At 58.5% G+C, this 21860-nt stretch carries 16 protein-coding genes and 1 pseudogene; 11 read left to right on the forward strand and 6 right to left on the reverse strand.

Going from position 1 to position 21860, the window contains the following annotated elements; translation table 11 throughout:
- Positions 1 to 1434 precede the first annotated feature (1434 nt).
- Both ACE103_RS09495 and ACE103_RS09500 read left to right on the forward strand, forming a co-directional pair.
- Entirely contained in the window at positions 1435 to 2727 is a 1293-nt protein-coding gene (locus ACE103_RS09495; protein WP_375779205.1) for a glycoside hydrolase family 28 protein, read from the forward strand.
- 264 nt (positions 2728 to 2991) lie between these two features.
- Complete coding sequence (locus ACE103_RS09500; RefSeq protein WP_375779206.1) at positions 2992 to 3975, forward strand: pectinesterase family protein; 984 nt, start codon at positions 2992 to 2994, stop codon at positions 3973 to 3975.
- 238 nt (positions 3976 to 4213) lie between these two features.
- On the opposite strand, the gene ACE103_RS09505 is transcribed toward ACE103_RS09500, so the two are convergent.
- From ACE103_RS09505 to ACE103_RS09530, 6 genes and pseudogenes are all read right to left on the reverse strand, one after another.
- Complete coding sequence (locus tag ACE103_RS09505) at positions 4214 to 4624, reverse strand: hypothetical protein (protein ID WP_375779207.1); 411 nt, start codon at positions 4622 to 4624, stop codon at positions 4214 to 4216.
- 230 nt (positions 4625 to 4854) lie between these two features.
- Positions 4855 to 5415, reverse strand: coding sequence for a hypothetical protein (locus ACE103_RS09510; protein ID WP_375779208.1), 561 nt, complete (start codon positions 5413 to 5415; stop codon positions 4855 to 4857).
- A gap of 275 nt (positions 5416 to 5690) precedes the next feature.
- Positions 5691 to 5960 carry a S1/P1 nuclease gene (locus tag ACE103_RS09515; RefSeq protein WP_375779209.1) on the reverse strand — a complete coding sequence of 90 codons (270 nt, stop codon included), beginning with the start codon at positions 5958 to 5960 and terminating at the stop codon, positions 5691 to 5693.
- 150 nt (positions 5961 to 6110) lie between these two features.
- Entirely contained in the window at positions 6111 to 6398 is a 288-nt protein-coding gene (locus ACE103_RS09520) for a hypothetical protein (protein ID WP_375779210.1), read from the reverse strand.
- A 627-nt stretch (positions 6399 to 7025) separates the two neighbouring features.
- Positions 7026 to 7259 (reverse strand): hypothetical protein, encoded by a 234-nt coding sequence (locus tag ACE103_RS09525; RefSeq protein ID WP_375779211.1) that lies wholly within the window; start codon positions 7257 to 7259, stop codon positions 7026 to 7028.
- A gap of 201 nt (positions 7260 to 7460) precedes the next feature.
- Positions 7461 to 7601, reverse strand: a pseudogene (locus tag ACE103_RS09530) (LysR family transcriptional regulator); the annotation flags it as partial.
- Positions 7602 to 7716: 115 nt separating this feature from the next.
- On the opposite strand from ACE103_RS09530, the gene ACE103_RS09535 reads away from it, so the two are divergent.
- The 9 genes from ACE103_RS09535 to ACE103_RS09575 all read left to right on the forward strand — a co-directional run bounded on the left by ACE103_RS09535 (position 7717) and on the right by ACE103_RS09575 (position 21603).
- Positions 7717 to 9234: a Wadjet anti-phage system protein JetA family protein gene (locus ACE103_RS09535; protein WP_375779212.1), complete on the forward strand. Its 1518-nt coding sequence runs from the start codon at positions 7717 to 7719 to the stop codon at positions 9232 to 9234.
- The gene (locus ACE103_RS09540) at positions 9224 to 9865 is read left to right on the forward strand and encodes a DUF4194 domain-containing protein (protein WP_375779213.1); all 642 of its coding nucleotides are present in this window, start codon (positions 9224 to 9226) and stop codon (positions 9863 to 9865) included. Before ACE103_RS09535 ends, ACE103_RS09540 begins: the two co-directional genes overlap by 11 nt.
- Entirely contained in the window at positions 9865 to 13302 is a 3438-nt protein-coding gene (locus ACE103_RS09545) for an SbcC/MukB-like Walker B domain-containing protein (protein WP_375781063.1), read from the forward strand. Before ACE103_RS09540 ends, ACE103_RS09545 begins: the two co-directional genes overlap by 1 nt.
- The gene (locus ACE103_RS09550; RefSeq protein WP_375779214.1) at positions 13303 to 14499 is read left to right on the forward strand and encodes a Wadjet anti-phage system protein JetD domain-containing protein; all 1197 of its coding nucleotides are present in this window, start codon (positions 13303 to 13305) and stop codon (positions 14497 to 14499) included. It abuts the gene before it with no gap.
- A 372-nt stretch (positions 14500 to 14871) separates the two neighbouring features.
- A complete protein-coding gene (locus ACE103_RS09555; protein ID WP_375781064.1) occupies positions 14872 to 15597 on the forward strand; it encodes a P-loop NTPase fold protein in 726 nt (241 codons plus the stop codon).
- Positions 15594 to 16322: a hypothetical protein gene (locus ACE103_RS09560; protein WP_375779215.1), complete on the forward strand. Its 729-nt coding sequence runs from the start codon at positions 15594 to 15596 to the stop codon at positions 16320 to 16322. The genes ACE103_RS09555 and ACE103_RS09560 overlap by 4 nt, the downstream gene beginning before the upstream one ends.
- A gap of 2025 nt (positions 16323 to 18347) precedes the next feature.
- Positions 18348 to 19823, forward strand: coding sequence for a coproporphyrinogen-III oxidase family protein (locus tag ACE103_RS09565; protein ID WP_375779216.1), 1476 nt, complete (start codon positions 18348 to 18350; stop codon positions 19821 to 19823).
- Between the two features lie 19 nt (positions 19824 to 19842).
- Positions 19843 to 21030, forward strand: a complete 1188-nt coding sequence (locus tag ACE103_RS09570; RefSeq protein ID WP_375779217.1) for a hypothetical protein — start codon at positions 19843 to 19845, stop codon at positions 21028 to 21030.
- A gap of 294 nt (positions 21031 to 21324) precedes the next feature.
- On the forward strand, positions 21325 to 21603 hold the full coding sequence (locus ACE103_RS09575) for a GNAT family N-acetyltransferase (RefSeq protein ID WP_375781065.1): 279 nt from the start codon (positions 21325 to 21327) through the stop codon (positions 21601 to 21603).
- The last annotated feature ends 257 nt before the right edge of the window (positions 21604 to 21860 follow it).

Genomic DNA, 21860 nt, shown 5'->3' on the forward strand with positions numbered 1-21860 from the left:
ACGGAAAGGCCGTCGTCCGGCTGCCGAGCTCCAAAGGAGAACAGCAGACCGGCCTCCCGCGTCTTGGGCACATACATCAGGCTCAGCGCGAGGCCAGCAAGATCGACTCCTCGAGTGCCGATTGTACGAGCCTGAGCTCCAGCCGTGACCAGAGATTGCGAGAGAACAAATTTTCTACCACCCCGCAGGAGCACGACAGCGGGATGGGCGCGCAAATCCTCTGCCAGACGAAACGGCTTGAAGAGGCGACCATTGGCGACTGATGCAGTGAGCAGCTGTGCCAACACCGTCAGGGGCGGTTGGCTGGCGATACAGCGTCCCTGTTGCACAAAGGGGCGAAAAGGATTGCTCTGGTTACGTTGGACAGAGCCGCAAAGTCCGATCAAGCAAGACTGAGAATGTCCTCCCGTTGGCAAATTGGTTATCTCCTGGCATTGTCTCTTCCGGCCGGCCTCGTAGACTTGGCCCAGTTCCGATGGAGGTCAGACGTGAGGATTTCTAATCGACTAGGGCCCGGCAATCTCCTCCTAGAATTGGTAGAGTCCATCAGCTTGTTGCAGCGTTAGTGGCGCACCACGTTCCTGCCGCGGGCGGTTCCGCATGATCGATCTGGCAAACGTCACGCTGGGGCCCAAGCGCAGCGATCTGACGCCGGGAGGATGCTGAGCGATGTTCTTGAGGCTGGCAGCCAGCCACCGGCCCGAGCTCGCTCATAGAAGGCGAACGAGCTGATGCGGGACGGTTGGGAGCTCGAGGAAGGATTGAGGCGACGAGACGAGCTCAAGGTCAAGCTCCTTGCTGCTCGATCGGATGTGGGCCACGTTTAAAGCAGAGCTGGCGGAGCGCGAGCCGCGGCCGCAGCCTCAAGTTTGGCTCAGCGGTCTTTTGTGACACACGCCAGCGCACGTCCGTAGCGAGCGCCGCGGGACGCGAATGCTCCGGTTCGCCGCCTGCAGCCGGCCAGCGCTGAACGATGCGCCTGTCGACGCCGAGCAATTGGGCGATCCCGGATGTCGGGCAACCTTGCTGGCGTAGGCGACAAATTTCATCTCAGCGCTCGCGTCCGCGGCCGTTCGATCCGCGCGCAACTGTGCAAGGCCAGGCGACGACGTGGAACCGCTGGTCTTCGCTCGTCGTGCGGACGCCATGATTTGCGCGACGACGGCCTCGTTGTGACGATGGCGGCCGGCCGCGTGGCGCCGGGCCTCACCTAGACTGTTGAGCAAGTGTCAGCGATCCGCCACCCGCACCGTATCGGGGGCTTTAGCCGCGCGCAGGTACGCTGCTGCTGCGAGCTCACAAGGCCACGCCCGTATGTCTTATAAATGTCATCTTACGCGGGCCAGTGAGGCGAGCGGCGGCCGATCCAGCCAGCGCTCAGTTCCAGACAAAGCACGCGGCAAAGGATGCGGGCGGCAAAGCACGAGGACGTCGATGATAAAGCGTTTGCGCGAAGGGGTTTTGTTGTCCATCGTTGCCTCCATGGCTGTTTGCCCCGCCGCCAAAGGACAAGACCGCCGCATTGTCACCGAACCTCTTGCGCCCCATACGGTCTGCGACCGTCCGGCGCCGTCAGGCAAGAACGACACGGGCAGACTGCAAGACGCCATCGACCATTGCCCCGCCGGTGCTGCGGTCTATCTAGGGCGTGGCGAGTTCCGGTCGGGTCCGCTGGAGATGAAGTCAGGCGTGACGTTATGGATTGGACGGGGCGCCACGCTTTTTGCCATCCCCGAACCAACTGCTTACGACAAGGGCCGGGCCCAGTGTGGTCGCATCGCTGGCAAAGGCGACGGTTGCCGGCCGTTCATCAGCTTTTCCACAACGCACGGAGGCGGCATCTATGGCGACGGCATCATCGACGGCCGGGGTGGCGCACCCATCGCAGGCAGCACCGAGACTTGGTGGCAGCTGGCCCGCCGCGCGCAAGGTGAGGGCGGCAACCAGAACGCCCCGCGTCTGATCCAGATCGACCATGCGCAGGACATCACGTTCCATGGGGTCACGTTGCGCAATGCGCCCAATTTCCACGTGGCGATGAACCGGGTCGAAGGCGCCACGTTCTGGGGCCTCACGATCGATGCACCGGCCGATGCCCGCAACACCGACGGTATCGACCCTGGCGCCAGCCAGGATGTGACCATCACCCACAGCTTTATCCGCACCGGAGACGACAACGTGGCCATCAAAGCCGGCGACAATGGCCCAACCCGGCATATCTCCATTATCGATAATTATTTCGGCTGGGGACACGGCATGTCGATCGGCAGCGAAGTGAACTCCGGTGCCAGCGACATACTGGTTCGCGACCTGACCCTGGACGGCACGACGTCTGGCCTGCGCATCAAGAGCGATGTCAGGCGAGGCGGCCTTGTGGAGCGAGTGACGTATGAGAACGTGTGTCTGCGGGGCAACCGATGGCCGATCGCCTTCGATACAAAGTACGATCCACACGCACAAGGCACAAGAATTCCAGTGTATCGCCAAATCGCTCTGCGCCATGTGCGTGGCGACGACGGCGCGCTGCTGATGCGCGGTGTAGACGAGAGGCATGCCCTTGACGTGACGCTGGAGGATGTTCGATTTGCCGATACCGCGACTTGGCAGCTGGAAAATGCAAATGTGACCGCGAATCATTCTGGCGTGTCGCCGCCGCTGCCCGGGCAGGCCAGAGAACAGGTGTCGGACGGATGGGAAGGATGTGCAAAGGCCTTCCGCAATTGGTGATGAGTAACCACAACAACTTCGCGCAAGCGTCAGGCGGGTTAGCTCCGCCTTGATGCGGTTTGATCACTGACGTTGCGCCGACGTGGTTTCATGGCGCTCTGACTTCCTTGCTAAGCCTTCCGACAGCCTCATCACACTCGGCCGCTCTGGAATTCGTGCGCCAGTTCCCGGTGGGCATGGTCACTGCGTTGACGAGTTTCGGTGCTGTTTTGGTGCGGCCGATCGCATCGAGCGTGCAGCGAGACGGATGAAGAGTGAGATCAAATGCGAATTATCGCGCTTTGCGCTGCGGCTCTGGCCGGATGTTGCTGCATCTCGGCAGCTGATGCTCAGCTGCTTTTTGTCTCGCACGCTGATGGGACGGCCTATCACTCCGTGCAGGCAGCCATCGACGCATTGCCGGCGCAAGGCGGGGATATCGAGATTGCCCCTGGCATCTATCGCGAGAAGGTTAAAGTCGTCAAATCCGGTGTTCATCTCAAAGCTACCGGGAAGAAGCCGGATGATACGGTCATTGTATACGGCGACGGCGCGATCAATGTCGGAGGGACTGCTCATTCTGCGACGCTGGACGCTTCGGGTGATGACTTCCGGCTCGACAATCTGACGATCCAAAACGACTACGCGCGGAACCCTGCCAATCCATCCTCGCAGGCCGTGGCGCTGTCCGTTACCGGAGACAGGGACGTTATCATCCGTGTCCGCCTGCTCGGCGCCCAGGACACGCTGTTCGCCGGTAAGGGGCCAAACGGCCGCATGGCGCGACAGTACTTCTCGGATTGCTACATCGAAGGACATGTCGATTTCATATTTGGCAATGCCAAGGCCTATTTCCGGCGCTGTGAGTTGCACGGCATCGCGAACCAGGCGGTTGTGTATACCGCCCAAAGCAAAGGCACGCCGGACGAGGACAGCGCCTATGTTTTCGATCATTGCAGGCTGACTGCCGACTCTTCCGCGCGCTATCTTGCGCTTGGCCGGGCCTGGCGCCCCTATGCCACAGTGATCTTCCTGTCGACAAAGATCGATGCACCGGTCATACCGGAAGGGTGGCGCGAATGGAATCCGGAGACCAATACACTGAGGACGGCCTACTATGCCGAATACAGATCCTCCGGCATCGGCGCCAATCCCGCAGGGCGCGAGCCTTACTCTCACCAGCTGACGGATAGCGAGGTCGCCAAATGGTTCCTGGAAGCATTCTTCGGAGGTGACACAGATTGGCAGTCGAAGCAACCATCAAGATAGGACGTAGAGAAACGTGCACGAAGACACCATTCCGCACTGTGAAAACTAGGCGAGGTTGTGCGTCGGATCCAGGCGAAACCCTTCTTTCTCGGGCTTTTCTGAATCGGTGTGGCGATAGACATGTCATATCAGACCAATCTGTCCGCGCAGAACGCCCAATGTGGCAAGCCAGAGTTGGGGCGCAAAAAATGCTCCCGCTGACGGGAGCATTTTTACGACGACGCATTGAGCCGAACGGCTATGAACGCAGATCGCTTCGCCTGAAGAAGGTTGCGCCCACACCTTCGAGTTCGGGAGCTGGTTTCACTCCGACTGCCCGAAGTCGGCGGAGCAAGCCGGACATATTCAGTCGCTGCTCGCGTGCGAGCGTGAAGAGGGACACATAGGTCTCACTGACCCGGGCGAGTTCGTCGTGCGGGATGATGGTTAGCATGTTCCGCACGACAGCATGACACTGCTTGATGGTTCGAATGGCGCCAACCCTGATTAATTGGCCCCGGCCTTCGACCCTCTCGATCTCGGCGCGTTGGGTATCAAGCTGCCGACGCAGATTATCGTTGGCTTCCTTCAGTTCCTGAGCAGCCTTCACAAGCTTCCACGGGTTGGGTACGTCCACACCGTAGAGACCCTCGGGGCTCAGATGCACCATGGAGGAGTGGGGCCTGCATCGTTTCTTGCGCAATGACACCGTTGGCAGGTTCGCCTGTCGATTTGGCCTTGTCGCGGATGCCGATTCGAGGCCCGCTATGGGGTTACTAGGCGACATCCCTGCGGTCGCGCCACGTGTCCGCTTACCTCTCGAGAGCGGCCATCCCCGATCCCGGACTTATGAGCTCGCGCCCCAATTGCGATGACGGCCAGAGCGCGAAACGTCGTCGGTTAATTTGGAGTGATCTGCTCGATAGCTTTGCGCACCGCGTCCACGTCTTCCTTCAATGCGGTGGCCGGGCCGGGCGCAAGCCCGAGGCCAACGAAGCTACCTGCATCGGGAACCTCAGCGGCCGGGAATTGGTGAGAGACGCAACCGATCGCGAAGGCGCGCATCCACACCTTCGAGCCGTCCATAAGGGTGAACTCGGCGAACTGGTCGCGGCCGGCCAGCTTCAGAACGTCGTCTATGGACTCCTTCACCGCCATCAGGTTCGCGAAGACGCCCAGCACCTGCGTGACTGGTGCCCTCGGGGCGGTCGATTCGATTTGGGCGGACGTCGGGAAGAAAATCTGCGGCGAAAGGGAGAACGTCTGGGCGTTCACACTGAATTCGTTGACCGGCGGCAGCGAAGTGACCGCGGTGATCCGCTTGGCGTCGAAAAAACGGGAGTGCCGGAGGTCGGCGTCAGCTGCGCCAAAGGTGATTCCGCGAAGGCGGGCGCGGAAAGACGCGAAGCAAGGAACAAGGTGACGGCTACGAAAAGTCTCAACATGGTCTGGTCCCTCCAAATCATCGTTTGCCGGGATCCGGCGAAAATCTACCTAAGCGCATGCTCGATCAGATTTGCCAATCGGGCGATGGCAAGCGCCGCCCTGGCGCGCGCTACGTTCTTGACGCTCGTTTCGTAGTCGCGCGTCAGAAGCACAGGATTCTTTCCCGTGCTTATCGGCGGAGCGCAGGCGTACTGCTTGGCGAGCTCGGCGCTTTCCTGAGCCCAGATGGCGGGACGGGATCGGCGATCAGTGCCTCGGCCTGACTGACACCGACGCTCGACAGCCCGTCCTTATCGTCGGCGTCGAAGATGGCGCCGTAGGGCGACGAATAACCGCCGAATACAGCGTGCCGGTAGGCGTGCAGAGCCAATGCTCGATCCGCTCGCCGACATCACGGATTCCGCATTGCCGCCGGCGTCTCCGTGAGGGATCTGCAGCGTGTAGCGGGCGGCGGCGTGCAGAGGCTTATGGGCGTCGCCGACGAGATGAAGAATCCAGACGAGGTCGTACGAGCGTACGTCGTCGGATGCGCTCGAGGATGCCGGCAGCGCAGCAATCATCAGCTTGAGCTGCGTGACGAAGTCGACCGGGTCCGCGGCGGCAGGGGCGTGCCGTCGGGAGTGAAGTCGATGTCCTTGAAATGTCGGTAGGCATGTTGGTTGTGGTCCGAGTAGCCGATGTTCTGGCTGGCCGTCGGGCTAGTGACGGCGTCACGCGTGTAGCCATACTCCTTGATCTTGATGTCGTCCGCCCAAGTCGCGGCATAAACGAAAGCGTACAATCGTCGCGGTCTTGTCGTCTGCGGCACCGGCGGTCCACTTCGCGTAGTCCTTGTTGAATTTCAACAGCGAGTCGGCCTTGTCGCGGACGGGATCCGAGAGGCGCTTGTACGCCAAATATGCGATCTGCATGTGCCCTTCGTCCCACCATGCGTGGGCCGGAGATGCCGCGATGCCGAGAGCCATGGCCAGAAGGCTGATAGAAGCCATGCGACGCATATGTAGGTCTCCGCCTGTTATTACCTGAGGTTGCACCGATTCAGTTCACTTTACCAGTGCTCTACGACGCACCGATGGATCAGGGACGGATGTCGGCCCGGGATGCACCCTGGTCAGTGCCTACCGGCGACATTGCGTCCAAGTCAGTCGTCGAAGTGCAAGCCTATGCAATCGGACCTGACCACGCCCTGGCGCTCCTGCGAGCCGAGCTCTCAAAACCGGAAACGGATCTCGGTCCTCCGAGAGAGCCTCTTGGTCGGTCGGCCCCTCTAACCCGCGTCCGACGTGGCGCAGCCACGCGGCGCCGCCTTTCGGTGAACGTGGGCCGGTTCGCCGCCGAAACATTCCGCCGACCGTCAGGCCGCCCGGTTTGCGCCGGCGGCCTCGAAAGCATCCCTGCTCTTGGATGGAGCTCGACCGAGAAGGGCTTGGCGGCACAGGATCGAGCGTGGCAGTCGCTAGGTGGGTTTGTTCCGGCTCCTAGCATTGCTTTGCGAGGCCGCACTTGACGAATAGGAACAATGTGCCACCATAGGTTGTCAAAGATGCGCCGGAGGTAACCATGGCGCGCAAACCGGCCAAAAAGCCGAAGTGAGTCTGATCGTCTCCGACGACAAGGACGTCAAGTTAAAGGTCCGCCCTGGTAAACTGCATGTCGTGCAGGTCGAAACCATCACTCCGGATCTCAAGAAGGCCGACCGTGTCGGAACGCGACTTTGCGGGTATGGCACTGCGCAGCAGGCCTCCGGACGTGCCCGGGCCGGGATGGCCGCCGTCGGCGCTAGGGTCGTCCAGAAGCGCCTCGTTCGGAGCCAATCCGCGCACGGGAGAAGCCTTTCTGCCGACGGCAGCTGCGGCCATTTTTTACATCTGCTTGGGTGTCGGCATTCCCCAGCTCGCTGGGCGCTCGGTCACACCGTGTTAGAATATATCAACATTCGAGCCGAGCCCTCGCTAGAAAATGTATCCGGCGGAAGCATAGCGGTGTCGGAACCGTGGCCGGCCGCTCGTCTTGAGTCCCACCACTTACGTTTTCGAAGTACCGCGTTCATGGCTCTGGGCAGGACTCGCCACGATAACCGGCCGATCGTGCATCAGGACTCGTCCGACCAGGGTTTCGTCAGGATCCGCATTGACCCTCATCACCAAGTCATATCCTTCCTCGATCATGTCGACGGAGCGATCCTCGATCGTGATCTCCAGCTCACCGCTTTCGACGGATGGACAACCGCAGCTTGTCCCATTAACATGAACGGAAAGGGAACAATCGGGGCGTCCTGCCCGCTTGGACTAGGGCGGCTTCCGGCAGGGGGATTTTTTGCTGTTCCGATACCTCAATGACGATGCATTTCTGGCATTTTCGCGAGAGCACAAGCATCTGTACTCCCTGATTTTGCTGGACTTGTACGATCGCTTCTTCACCGGAGCTCCGGCTTTCCCGACACCGCAAGAGGTCACGCACGCAATCTACGACGTAATGCGGGCCAATCCGTCGCTTTGGAATGAGAGCGACGACTTCGGCGAGCCTCTGCCCGACGTTGTGTCCGCAGGACGCAGGCGGATCAAGCGCGCTGCGGCGACCAAGACCGACACGGCAGACCGGGCGCTTCTCGTCGCGCGCCAGCTGTACCACCGTCTGATAGCGTGGGGCTGGCTCGAGGAGGAGGAATACGGCTTGCGCGTAACCGTCGATATGTCGATGGGACCACTCCTGGTGATCCAACGCTTGGCCAGCTTGAACAAGGATGTCTCTCAGAGATTCGGCGGTCTTATCGTTACTGTCCGCGTGAACCTCGAGGCTGTGGAGAAACTCAATCCAACAGTCGTGGACAGGAAGCAACGGGAAGTAGCGTTGGCGCTGCGGGAGGCGCGTAACCAGGTAGATCAGTTCACGAAGAGCCTGCGGGCCATCCTGTCGGACCTGAAACGGATCCGTCGCGCTGTCATGGAATCCAAGACGGTCGGCGATCGGCTCGAGGCGTTCTTCGAGGAGTTCGTGGAGCAGCTGCTGCTGCGGGATTTCGAGTCGATCCTGACGTTCAATCATCCGTACCGCTTCAGGGATACCATCGTCGATCTCGCGAGGCGGATTGCCCATACGCCCGCGACCATGCAGGTGCTTTCGGAGGAGTACGTAACCGCGGGCGTTTCGCCATCGATGTCGGAGGCGATCCTCGACGTCGAAGGTGATCTACTCGCGATCGAAAGCACGTTCGGTCATATTGGCGAAATGTTTGAACGGATCGAGACCTTCCGCCGCCAACTGGAAGCACGCGTCCGCAACACCATCAAATACGCGGAGCGTGGAACCCACGGCCTAGTAGGGCGGGCAGGGGATCTGGTGCGCCGCCTCGACGGGCTCATCGCGCGAGGGCGCCATGCGAACGCCACGGTCGAATGGAGTCTCGAGCCACTTCGGTCGCCGTGGTCGGAATTCCATCACGCACCGAGCCGCGAGCCGCGCAAACCCATCGAACTGAAGCCCTTGGGCGATTGGCCCGACGATCCTCTCTACGAACTCCGAAAGAAATTGCGCACGCGATATATCGAGAGAATTGCGCCCGGTCCTGAGGAGGTCCAACGCTTCCTCGAAGCCCAGGTGCCGGTCGCGGGGACGAGAGAAGCACGATTTATGGCGCTCGAGACGGTTGACGATTTCCTGGCATTTGATGCTGCACGCAGATTTGCTTTGACGAAGGAAATCCCGCCGGAGGTTGGCCTTCACTTCGAACTTGAGTTTGCTCCGGATTCGCCGCCTCATGATAGCGAGTGGTTGCGGTGTTCAAATTTCATAGTCAGGCGTCATGCCGCTGCGAGGCGCCGCCATGCTCGGTGAGTTCGAAGCGATCGAGCGCAGTCTAGGCACTGAAAAGGCAGCCGACCTCAGGAAGGCGGTGCACTTCCTCTTGAGGCGACAGTTCCTCTTCGCCGGCGATCCGCGAACCGGTACGATCTACAATGTGATCATGGACAGCCGCTTCCGGTCGGTGATCGATGAGTTCTTCGATAGTTGTGGGTACCGCGTGCATCGGGACACCGAGGCTCAATGGGCCGGCATTACCGCTATTGGCGAAGACGTGCCGTTGCCACGCATGAAACTCGACGAGACCATCGTTGTGTTGGTGTTGGCAGCGCACTGGCAGGACGAGGTCAACGTCGGCGCGGTCGAAGACCGCGCCATAGTCGTCACGACGGTAAACAATCTGTTCGACCGCTACAAGGACATGGTTCAACCGAACGGTTCGAGCGCGATCTCTTTGGGCCGCTTCAGGGAGATCCTGAAGGAGGCGTCTCAAAGGAGCCTTGTCGATGTCGGCGACTTCGACAGCGAGGCGCAAGACTTCGAGGTAGCGATCCGTCCGATGATAAAACTGATCAGCGGTTCGGACGCCCTGCAACGGATCGAACGTTACGTCCGATCTCAGGAGGTGAGTGCCCCACAGGCGATCGATGGAGACGAACCGTGATGGAGTTGCGTCATGTGTCCATGGTCAACTGGCACCTTTTTGACGTCGAGGATTTCGAATTAACGGGGCATGCCGGCGTGTTCGGTGAGAACAGGTCAGGAAAGTCGACCATTCTCGACATGGCTCAAGTGGTGCTGACGGGTGGGAACAAGAACGTTCAGCGGCTTAACGCGGTCGCCGGCGACAAGGGGAAAAGCCGTAGCGCCTCCAAGCGAACCATCGTGGACTACTGCCTCGGCGCTTTGGGAGAGGACGTGCGCAAGAGAGAGCAGGCGCGCACCTACATCTGTCTTGGGTTTGTAGATTCTGAAAGCAAGCGGCCTCCGGTTTCGATCGGAATGGCGATCGAAGCCAGACGGTCTGAAACCAACGAAACGGTGCTGGGCCGCTTCGTCGTTACCGGCAAGATATTGAAGGCGGCGGACTTTGTCGAAGTGCGGGAAGGCAAGCGATTTGCGGCGGAATGGGACGATGTTCGCAATCGGATCGTCTCGGCTGTTGGGCAAGAGAACTTCGTGAATCACCGGGACAAGGCGATTGACTACGTCCGAGAGTACATGCGCAAGCTGGTCCCGCATGCGTCCATCGTGGGGGAGCAGAACGCAAACTCGCTTCAAAAGGCCGTCGTGAATGCGATGACGCTGGATCACGATCAGACCGCCACCGAGTTTGTGCGAAACTACATTCTCGAAAAGAACAATATGAAGGTGGGAGAGCTTCGGGAGTCGATACGCACCTATCGCAACATCAACGATACGATCCGCACGATGCGCGAAAAGCTTGAGACACTTGTCGCGTTGAAAGCCATTCTTGTCGAACTTGTCGACTCCCATGAGCGGAAGGCCCTGGAACGATGGATGTCAAAGCGTGCCAACTGGTTCGTGGCACGTACGGCCTATCTCGCGGAAGCTGCTAAATACAAGGAAGAGACGGAGAAGCGCGACGCCGCCAAAGCCGAGATGGACTTCATCGATGGTGACTTGAGGGCAATCGAGACCGAAGTCAGAAGGTTGGACATCGCAATCTCAGAGCATGACGCAAAAAGTGGACGGAGTACGCTTGCTCAATCGTTGACCGCAGCCCTACAGGCTAGTCAGCGTGCAATCATCGAGTTCGAGCGAAGGTTGGATTCTGTCCGTTCTCTGCAGGCGCTGATTGCCATGAGGGATTTCGGCTTCGACGAGCTAATCCCGTTGATTTCCGGGCTGACGAAGGTTGCTGCCGACGCGTCCGTAGAGGGACCAACCGGCAGCTTGCTGGATGCGGAAGCGCGGCTGCTGACGTCCGATCGGACGCTGCTACCGAGAGTGGATCAAGCGCGCCGCGATCTGATCCGGAAGGCTGAGGAGGAAAGGAGCCGAGCACGGTTGCTTGAAGAGCGGCTTCGTAACCACGCGAGCGGTGGAAGCTCGATCTATCTACACGAAGACACGGAGCGCTTGTGCCTAAGGTTGCGGCAGGCGGGGATGTCTCCCCGAGTGCTGTGCAACCTCGTTGAAGTATCGGATGCCTCCTGGACGGCAGCAGCTGAGGGGCTCCTGGGCCGAGACCGTGAGGCGGTCTTTGTCGATCGGCCCGATATCGCGCGCGCCACGGCTCTCTTCAAAGATGGGCGTCGCGATTTCCGGCGTGCTTCGTTGGTGAGCCTGAACAAGCTCGATCCGAACGGTCCCGGGCTGCGCGCCGGAACCTTTCCTGCCCTTTTCAAGTCCGACGACCGGGATGCCATCGCATTCATAATCCGAAGGCATGGGGCGGTGCGTCTGGCGGATACGATGGCCCAGTTCAACGAGCCGGGGCGGGCGATCATGAAGGACGGTCTCTATGACGATGGCTTGGTGCGGACGCATCGCGCCGCCGAACCATCGGACTTCAAGATCGGAAAGGCGGCGCAGACGCAGGCGCTTCACGACCTGAAGGATCAGGCAGAGCAGCTGTCCGATGCCTACACAAGGTCCAACGGCGCGGCCAAGCTCGCTGATGCGGCGTACGTACAGCTCGGAAGGATCCTTGATGACAAGTTGCCGTCCTTCAAGATTATCGTCGAAGACTACGAAAAGTCGACTTTGGAGAGGAAAGAATTCGAGCAACGTATCGCAGCGCTGGACGGTGCCGGTGACGGAGGCCTGAAGCAAAAACGACAAGCCCAGTTGGAACTGAAGCGCCATCGCGTGGGACAGAGGACCCCGCAAGAAGAGGCTCATCGCAAGCATACAAGGGCCGCCGACATCGCGATGCACACGATCGAGTCCGGGGAGAGTACTTCGGGCTCGAGGCTTGGCGTGAAGGTCGCCTGGGCGTCGTATGGGCAGTACCGGAAGCTCTATGATCGGATTTCCGGGCGAGCGACCTACCGGGCTCGTTTCGGAGTTCTTTCGACGCGAGCGGTCCTCGATCGGCACAGGACGATCGCCTCCGAGGCATCGAAAGCAGCGGCCGGCGCGGATGATGACCGGATCAAGATCGAGCGTCGCGTTCGGCAAGCGCTCGGAGATTATTTCGATCAATTTGGTGTCGTTTCGCAGGTGGGCACCGAGAGCGAGCCTCTGCAGGAAGTAAGGCCCTGGATGGAGACGCTGATCCAGGAAATGGAGGAGAACGAGCTACGGCGGTACGAGCGACAGGCAGCGGAAGCGGCCGATAAGGCCAAGACCCTCCTGCGAGGCGAATTCATTAATGCCTTGACGTCTCGGATCAACAAAATGGAGCGCGAGCTCTCTGCAATGAATCTCGGCTTGGCCGATCACCCGTTCCACAATGAACGGTATTCATTCCACCACGCACGCCTAGTCGAATTCCAACCAATTCTGAAGGTCGTCGAGATAAGCAAGACTTCACCTGAGGCGCTCGACATGTTGTTCAAAGGGGACGAGGTACCGGAGGACTTTCCTCATCGAGACACCTTGCGGGAGATCGAGGCGCTGCTCGAGGATCCCGACAAGGATTTCAGTCTCTTCGAGGACTACCGCAACTTCTTCACGTTCGAAATCCATATGACAGACATCGTGACTGGTCGCCCGACGCGATGGGAGACGCGCCGGGGGACGGGATCCGGCGCAGAGCAACAGGTCCCGATCTATGTAGCTATCGGAGCGTCGCTCGCGTCGGTCTACGGCAGCGGTAAGTCCGGAGCGCGGCGTCCGTCGGGCATGTCGGTAGCGATCTTCGACGAAGCGTTCTCCAAGATGGATGGGAAAAATCAACGGCAGATGATGAGCTTTTACAAGAAGCTCGGACTCCAGATCATCATTGCAGCGCCGAATGAGAAGAGGGTCGCAGTCCTTGAGCATATCGATACGGTAGTCGAGGTAGATCGAATTGGCGAAAGCGCTCGGGTCGCGGTGGCCGAACTTAAGGAGCGTGCTCGCAAAGAACTCCAAGCGATGGATCCTGATCGCATGTCGGATGATGAACTCAAGAAGATGGCCGCGGAATAGATGCCAAGGCAGTTCACCGACGCACGCTTGCTGATGTCGGATCTTCTGGACCGTTACGAAGGCGGGACCGACAGCCCGATCGCCTATCCGGACTACGACGGATTCGCCGATGTTGCCCAGATGGACAAATTCATAAGGGACCTTCGCGACGCGGAGGGACGGGGTGCTATCCGCATAGCCAGGGGGCGGGGGCTCAAAAGCGACCAAATCAAACACGTCAGGATTGATAATGTCCCGCTGACTTACGAAGTGCTCGGACGGAAGCCGATCGGAGAGTTGGTGGAGGCGGCGACCGGCCGACTGCTGGAGGGACTGGAACTGCCGGTCCAGTTCGACGGCTCATTGGAGGCGCTTCGGTCTGCTTGGTCCCGCGGCCGGGAGTGGCAAGGCTTCTCGCTCGGGGACGCGGATCGTCTCAAGCCGGCCTTCGTCATGGCGAGGGCAATCGTCGAGTACCGGCACGTTGGTCTGGACTACCGGACCTTTTCGCGACGCTTTGCCGGCGACAGCAAAGCTCTTGAGCGGCTCGAAGGACCGGTTGTTAGACTTTTGAGCGGGCTTGTCGAGCTCCCTCCCGCTGCCCGTCCGCGAGATGCGCTGCGGACGCTGGGGCTCGAGAAGTTCGCGCCCCCGATGCTGCTGTCGGGGCGGCTCGATTTCGACGTAGCCGAGTTGTCGGCCGCCGCGCCGACGTATTTCGGCATACCGCCCGGCGAGGCTAAGCGTCTGAAGTTTCGAGAGCGACCGCAATACGTGCTCACGATCGAGAATTTCGCGAGCTTTAATCGCCATATCGTGGAAGCGGACCCGCAGCGAACCGGCGTGTCCATCTATGTAGGCGGATACCCCTCACTTGCGACCCAGGATGCTTTGAAGGCGATTGCCACAGCACTGCCTACTGACGTTCCGTTCTTTCACTGGTCAGACATCGATCCGGACGGGACGTGGATCTTCCGCACCATAGAGACCTCGATAACGCGGGATTTGAAGCCTCACCTTATGTCGGCAGATTTAGCCGACAGTTTGGGTAAGCTGCCGGCTGACCATACAAGGCTGCCGACCGGCGTCATGCCGTCGGCCATCTCCGACCTCGTCACCTACCTTAAACGTGATGATGCCAAGTGGCTGGAGCAGGAGGAGCTTGATCCGAGGCTCCCGCCTGCGAATGCGGCGCGATGTCCGGCCAATAGCGAATAAAGAGGACTGATGCGGCGGAACTTGGTCGGACCGTTTTTAGCCAAGATTCGCCTGTCCCTTGTGAAGCACACTGAGAGGTCTCCATCTTGGACCGCTACGACGCCAAACTTGTCACGAGCTAATGAACGCTTACAGCAACAACGGCGCGCATCAACGAGACGATCGATGGCTCGGTCTTCGATCGCTGGCGGGCCGACGCGTCCTACCGTCCTGAAAATCTCTTGGCTTGGGCACAGGCGAAGCAGGTCGATCTCGCCACACTTGTGGGCGCCGTTATGGCTGCGGCCCCCAAGGTTGGCGTGCCGTGACGCTTAGGTCCGGCGTCACGATGCAACGGCTTCGCCGCAATGAGGAGAAGCGCTTGTGGATGATATGAAAATCGCAGCTTACATTCGATCTTTGTGGGACAACATCTGGCACAGAGACAGCGGCAGTCGGCGGGAAGGCCTGTTTGCGTCCGACTTGCCGATCCAACGTTCGTCCGAAGATCTCCTCAATAGAGGTGCGTTCGCTCGTGGTCTCGCCACTGTAATTTCTCATCATCGAGGGATCGATAGTCTGGTAATTGTATTGCGCGGTGACTGGGGTTCCGGAAAGACGTCGATTAAGAACCTGGTGATTGAAGCACCGACGCCGGAGGATGCGCCCAAAATGAAGGTAGTAACCTTCAATCCGTGGCAATGGGGAACCGACGAGGCGATCAACCGCGCGTTCTTCCGCGAGATCGCCGCCGCTCTCGGAGACAGCGAGCAGTCGCTACCTGCGCGACTGCGGGCACATGAATTCGGACGCTACGCGAAGATGCTCGAGCAGTTTTCCGGTGGCGCCAAGCAAGCTGGAAATCGACTTTCCGGGCTTGCCGCCTGGCTCGGTGGTTTCGGACTGATCTTGGCCGGCGGCGTAATCACCCTCGATCTGCCGGCGAAATGGCTGGCCTTCTCGCTGACCGTTCTGGCAGGTCTTACTCTTGTTTTGAGCAAGCTCTTGGCGTTCTTCTGGCGGGATCGAGAGGACTCTCACCCGTTAGATGTCGCGCGGGCCGCGCTGGAAGATCGACTGAGTAAGTCTGTCGCGAAACATCCTCGTCGTCATCGATGACCTCGATCGCCTCGAGCTCGATCAGATACGTACGGCTACTCGAGACCAATCTGATCGACACAGTGGCCTTGGAAGCGCTGCGGCTATTCGAACTGGATGTGTACGAGGCAATCGGGCGAAACAAGACGCTTATCACTGGCACCCGGGATCGTCGCGATACTGACAAGGAGAAGATCAAGGCGGTGCTCGCTTGCGCGACGCAAGAAAACACGCGTGCCATCCAACAAACTGCGTCGCAACTATTTCCGGTGATCGCATGGGCCTATGGCGCGGCCTGGCATGGATACGATTGGGAAGAGGGCTGGTCGTCCGAACGGCGGATATGCAGCGCGCGCAATTTCGATCGGTACTTCGCGCTTCGCTTGCCGGACGGGAGAATATCGGACTCGGAATTCTTGGGCTTTATCGAGGTTTGCGCTGACCGGGCAGATGTCGACGCAGCTTTAGCCGACATCCGTGAGCGCGGGCTCCTACCAGAAATGCTGGACCGGCTCGATCGGGCCGCAATGGCAGGAAAGCTACCAATTGAACATATCGATGCGCTGCTCCCCGCCTTATTCGATATCGCCGAGCCGCTACCGAGCCAATCCCCACCCGATTCTTTCCGGTCGGAAAATGCTCTAGTTACCCGACATGATATCGCGGCCACTTGCTCGGGGCGCCTGGCTGCCCGGAGATGTTCTCATCCCCAGACCAAAGCGTATCTGCACGCCCTTCAACCTTAAGATTACCTACCAGATCGAGCAGTCGTCTATTCAAGCCGAAATGGCTACCCATCAGAGCTGGACGGCCGGCGAACTCGCAGCATGGCCGTGCTAACGGATTCCGTCGGAGTACGCGCAAGCCGGAGGTCACAGATGTGAGGTATAGGATAGCTTTTCGCCGTCGCTACCGATAGCGCGGGTCGTGATCGACCAAAATGTGCTGCGCTTCCCTTGATCCTGTCCTGTAAGAGAACAACTCGCTGTGTGATTGCATTGCGTCAGAGCTCTCGATGACATGTGTCCTAAGCCGGCATCCTGTCTACTCGCAATTGAGCTGCATCTCACCATTTGGACGCCACTCTTGATGACCGACAACACGACCGATGTGATCGCCGCCACCACGGACGGTGCATCGCCTCCGATGAACCTCACGGGGGGCAGATGACAGCGGCGCAGTTAGCCGCGCACTTCAGGAAGTCGCCAGCGACAATCGTCCGTTGGGCACAAGAGCCCGATTTTCCGCGTGCGACGGCCCTGAACGGCGATGCGCATTGGCTGATAAGCGAGGTGCAAGATTGGCGTCGCCAGCGCCAAAGGGCATACCGGGCTGCGCTATGTGCCAAAGAGGCAGCTATAGAGGCAGCCGTCGAGAAGGCCCGCCTCCGCCAGAACCTAATCGCCGCGTTTGCGCGCCCCTATATGTCGCAAAATCGGCGATCGACGGTTCCGCCGCGTGACGCGCCTCTCTCTCGGCCCATGATCGTCCAGGCGGATGGCTCACTTGCGCCCGCGCCGATCGGTGACAGCCGGATTGTTCTCGCGGATGACTAATGTCCAATGAACTCCTCGTCGTTTTGGCGTGCGGCAATGAAGTGGGGGGCGAACTTGGTCGCTCAGCAAGAACATTTCGACGGTGTCCGCAGCGAGCCCTTGTTCGAGCTGCTGTCGGATCGTCGCGATCGAATATGGGAATATGACGTCGGGTCCCCATCCGCGAAATCTTTAATCTGCGGGAATGTGAGCGAGCGGGATCGGCGAGGCGCGCCGAGCGCCTACGGAGAAAATCGCCTCCCGCTCGGAGATCAGGATCAGCCGTGGCTGCTATTGAGGAGGCAATGCCTTCGTGCCAGCAGGAGCTGCTCAGTAATATTCTTCTCAAAATGTCCTATACCATCCTTCTGCTGGCGCTTTTGCCCGGTCCGAATTTCTGATTCATCTTCGCTCCTACCGGCTGCGATGAATCAAATCCGGCCTTCCGCAAAACCCTTCAATTTGTCCCACAAGCCGTGACGGCGAGCAATGTATACTCCGCGGAGACAGTCGTCGGCTGAAGGAGCCTGTTGCAGCGTGCTGGCTCAGGAGCCCGCCGCGCCAGATGCCAAATCGGAGAGGAACTCGTGACGTAAGCCGCCCACTACAGCGTTATAAGGGGCGCGCATTTCAACCGGCTTGCTTCAGCTCCACCAAAAAAACAAGAGAGCACTTCCTCATGTCGCCGCAGCGGTTAAATCCCTCGACACGGCGGTCAAATCTATACCGGCTCAGCTGCGTACGGCCGGAGACATCTTTATGTCCGAAAGGGAACACCGATACGCAAGAACTCACCGCTTCGCGGTCCGGAGCACATGTTCGCTTTTGCTTTGTGCCTCTTTCAGAGCAAGCTTTGCCAATCTTTGGTGGCACGTTGCTTGCTGGCACCCAGTAATCGATCCGCGCGACCATGGCGGTGTCGCAGTCGCGGGACCAGGGATTGAGTCTAGATCAGACTTGCTCAACTAATCAAAGCAAGTGCCATTGCTGGCGGAGAAAGGAGCGAAGAGACGCTGTACGAGAGCTGCTTGCATCAAAGTGAACTCACAGAGCCAAGTCCGCTTCATCATATCTGCGGACCAATCCATGAGTTTCTTGAGGAATGCTCGTGAACGCCCGCCTCGCCCCATAACTCACGAGCATGTTCGCATCGGCGCGACATCCGCGCGTCGTCGCCGAACGAAGAGAGCTTCAGTCCTACCTAGCCGTAACGCAGAATCTTAAGGAGCCCGAAAAATGCGTGCGCCGACCTATTCCGAGGCCCTGGAACTCGCGATCGACCGCTCATACGATGTTAACATTGACATGTTGAGGTCGCGAAATTTGCACCTTGACACGTTTAACGATTATCTCGTGGGCACATATCCGCCTCTCAAGGCGATGGGCGAGATCAACCCAGAAACGTTGCTGAATCGGATTGCACCATCAATTGATCTCTATTTCCACATCCCCTTCTGTCATCAGTATTGCACCTTTTGCCACTTCGGCAAGGAGATCAATCCGCCGGCCGGACGCGTCGAACGTTACCTGGCGGCTCTAGATAAAGAGATGAGCTGGTCGGACGCGGCGCTAGCCGGCAGAGCTATTGAGACGGCTTTTGTTGGAGGTGGCACCCCGTCATTTTTGACGAACGATCAACTCAAAACATTCTTTGGTATGATCGGAAAGCGCTTTGACTTGTCTAACTCGGAGGTAAGCTTCGAGTTACATCCGTCTCTTGCCAAGCAGGCAGACGCTACTGATCGCATATCTACTCTCCTTAAAGGTGGCGTAACTCGCTTCGTGCTGGGCGTTCAAACTCTAGATCAAGGTATTTTGCAAATACTCAACCGGGGGCACCGTGTGGATGAGGTGATGCAAACCGTAAAGTTGCTGAAAGAGATGGGTGTCGAGAACCTGTCGCTCGACCTGATGTATGGACTGCCGGAGCAAACGCTCCGCAGCTGGTACGACTCTCTCATCGGCCTCCTCGATATGGGAGTCGAAAAGTTCAACGTATTCCCCTTGATGTTCAAATCGACAGATCCCGTAGCTCGGCACTTGGCAAGCGGACGATATCAATTCGCCGGGGCGAAGGAGCGCGTCATAATGCATTTCATGGCGGATCACATCCTCACGAGCCTCGGCTACCGCCATGGGCCGATTTTCTATTGGACTAGGATGTCGCAGCCACACTGCGTTCAACAAGCCCGGAAATACGATTCCTGGAACGACAATAATCTAATCCCTTTTGGGATGGGCGGATTTGGCTTCATGAGCGAGTGTCAGTTCTACAACGAAGCGGATCTGGATCGCTACTTGTCGAGGGTCGAAGGGGGCGAAAAACCGGTGTGGAAAGGGGTCGTCCTCTCGCAGGATGATCTCATGCGCAGGACGCTAATGTTTGCCTTGCGAAGCAGCGGCGTGTTGCTCTCCCGCTTCGAACGGGAATTCGGCGTATCCCTTGAAAAATACTTTACCCGCGAGATTAAGACCTTGAAGGAGGCGGGACTTATCAGCATTTCAACGGATGGCGTGCTTTCGTTAACGGATGCCGGGATCATCAATTCTGGGGCAGTGTCTCTGCTGTTCTTCTCGAATGATGTGCTTGAGCAGGTCGCTTACAATGACAGTCGGATAGCCGACAAGCGAACTGACCTTATCGAAAAACATGATTACTCACCGGCGGCGAGATACGGCTCAAGCATCCAGATGAAAGCTGTCTTTCAATGACATCGTTGGTGAGCCAAGCATGGACAATAGTGTTGCGTTAGCCGTCACGGAACAGTCGCCCAAATGTCCGAGGGACATTTTTGCTCATCTAACCGATAGCATCAATCGGAGTGAACGAAAGCGTCCGCTTGGAGAGCTGAGCAACTTTACCGTTGAAAAAATGCCGCTGTGTATTGCGGAGGTCAAATGCAGTGAACGACCAAACGAAGCGATAAAGGCGTTCGGGCGTGGTGTCAACGCAATGCTTGGGGAGGCGGACTACAACGCGCTGCTGGTGAGTCTGCCGCAATGCGATTTCGAAGTCGCCAAAACGGACATCCAGTATCTGGTCAATTGCACTTATCAGATGTCGGCCTTTGCCGGCCTCGATCCTTCTAGCGCCGAATTGACCGTGGGAACGGAATTGAACCGCTTGGCGAGCCTGACGTGCCAGCGCCAGCCAAGCATTGGTGTCCTCTCCTATGAAGACATGATCCTTACGAATCCGATACAGACCGACCCCCGCCTGTATTGCCTTGGCGTGGCTGGTGTCGAGGAACGCGATTTTTGCATTGGCCATCAACTGATCGAGAGCGAATTGCAATCAGCGATGGGTGCGCTACTTGAGTTGCGCGACGTAGGCGGCGCGGATGCTCCTCAATGTCTCGCGCGATGCCTGGCGCGGCTTCGGTCAGCACATGATGTTTTGACGCGCTTTGATGAGCATATGTCGCCGGACCTGTTCAGCCAGTTTCGCGTATTCTATGGAAAAAATCCTTACAAAAATACGCTTGGTCCCAGCGGCCGTTTCTCAGCTCGCGTAGTAGCCGTCTCGGTTCTGCTGGTCGGTGAAGATCTGTTCCGCCAAAAACCTCAATTCTATAGGGATCTATATCGGCTGTCCGAATACTATCCGCAAGCGAGCATAGGCGAGGTGTTCCGCTGGCTTTCGCCAGACAACAACTGCGCATTGCTCAAGCCTGCATGGCTTCAAGGGAAGGCAAGCTTTCCCAGGTCTGCGACCATTTCGCCCCTGATCGAGCACCGCGGCCGCGAAATCAAAGAACTACACGCGGCTTGTGTTTGTGCGCTGGATCGATTTACCCGGATGCACCGTAGCACGGCTCTAAAGCATACCGTCGGGCCGGGTCGACCACTTGTCGGAATTGAGTCGTCGGAGAGTATTGAGGATGTCCTTTGTCAGCGGCTGTTGACACCGCCTTCATAGGTGAAAGGAGGTATCCGCCCCGGAAACCGACGGCGGCATGAGAGGTGCGGGCGTCCGATGCCAATGTATAAGGTGTCATAGATGTTGCAGGGCGAAGTGATTTTTCGTCGATTTTCGTCAGCCGATACTGATGATGTCTGGACTCTACACAGAATCGCGTCGGAGCATGTTGGTGTTTGTAGTCCGGATGGGACGTGGGGGGATGATTTACGGAGTATCGGGGAAGTATACATCAGGTCAGGCGGCGACTTCATGGTTGCGCATGTCGGTTCCTGTCTCGCTGCCATGGGTGGTCTGAAACCGCTTGATCATGACGTCGTAGAATTGAAGCGAATGCGGGTCCATCCCTCCTTTCAACGACGGGGGCTTGGGACAAGGATTCTTCGTGAGCTGGAAGCGCGAGCCGTTGCGCTGGAATTCAAGTGGATCGTGCTCGATACGACAATGATCCAGGTAGGGGCTCAAAGACTTTATGAGAGCGCTGGCTATGTTCGCCGCCGGGAAGGGGTGCTAGACGGATATGCAGTCATTTTTTACGAGAAGCGGCTCATCGGCCAGATGAGGCCAACATAGGCGGGCGCGGCACGCGATCCGGCGTCGCTGTGTTTCGGCATGGAATAAGGGCTCTTCTCTATTCGGCCGGATTTAGTCAAGGGCTTGATTGAATGCCTCCTTGGGTTCGGTACCGCTCGCGGGGCCGTGCTTCTCTTCGGGATCAGCCGCTGGCTCTCCCAGCATGGGATCAGTAGAACGAGACGGAACAATCTGACTCGCGTGCTGATCGCAAGGACGCGACCGTACAAGAACCCAAAGCGAGTTCATCTCGTCCA

The organism is Bradyrhizobium sp. ma5 (assembly GCF_042258955.1).
GTDB lineage: Bacteria > Pseudomonadota > Alphaproteobacteria > Rhizobiales > Xanthobacteraceae > Bradyrhizobium.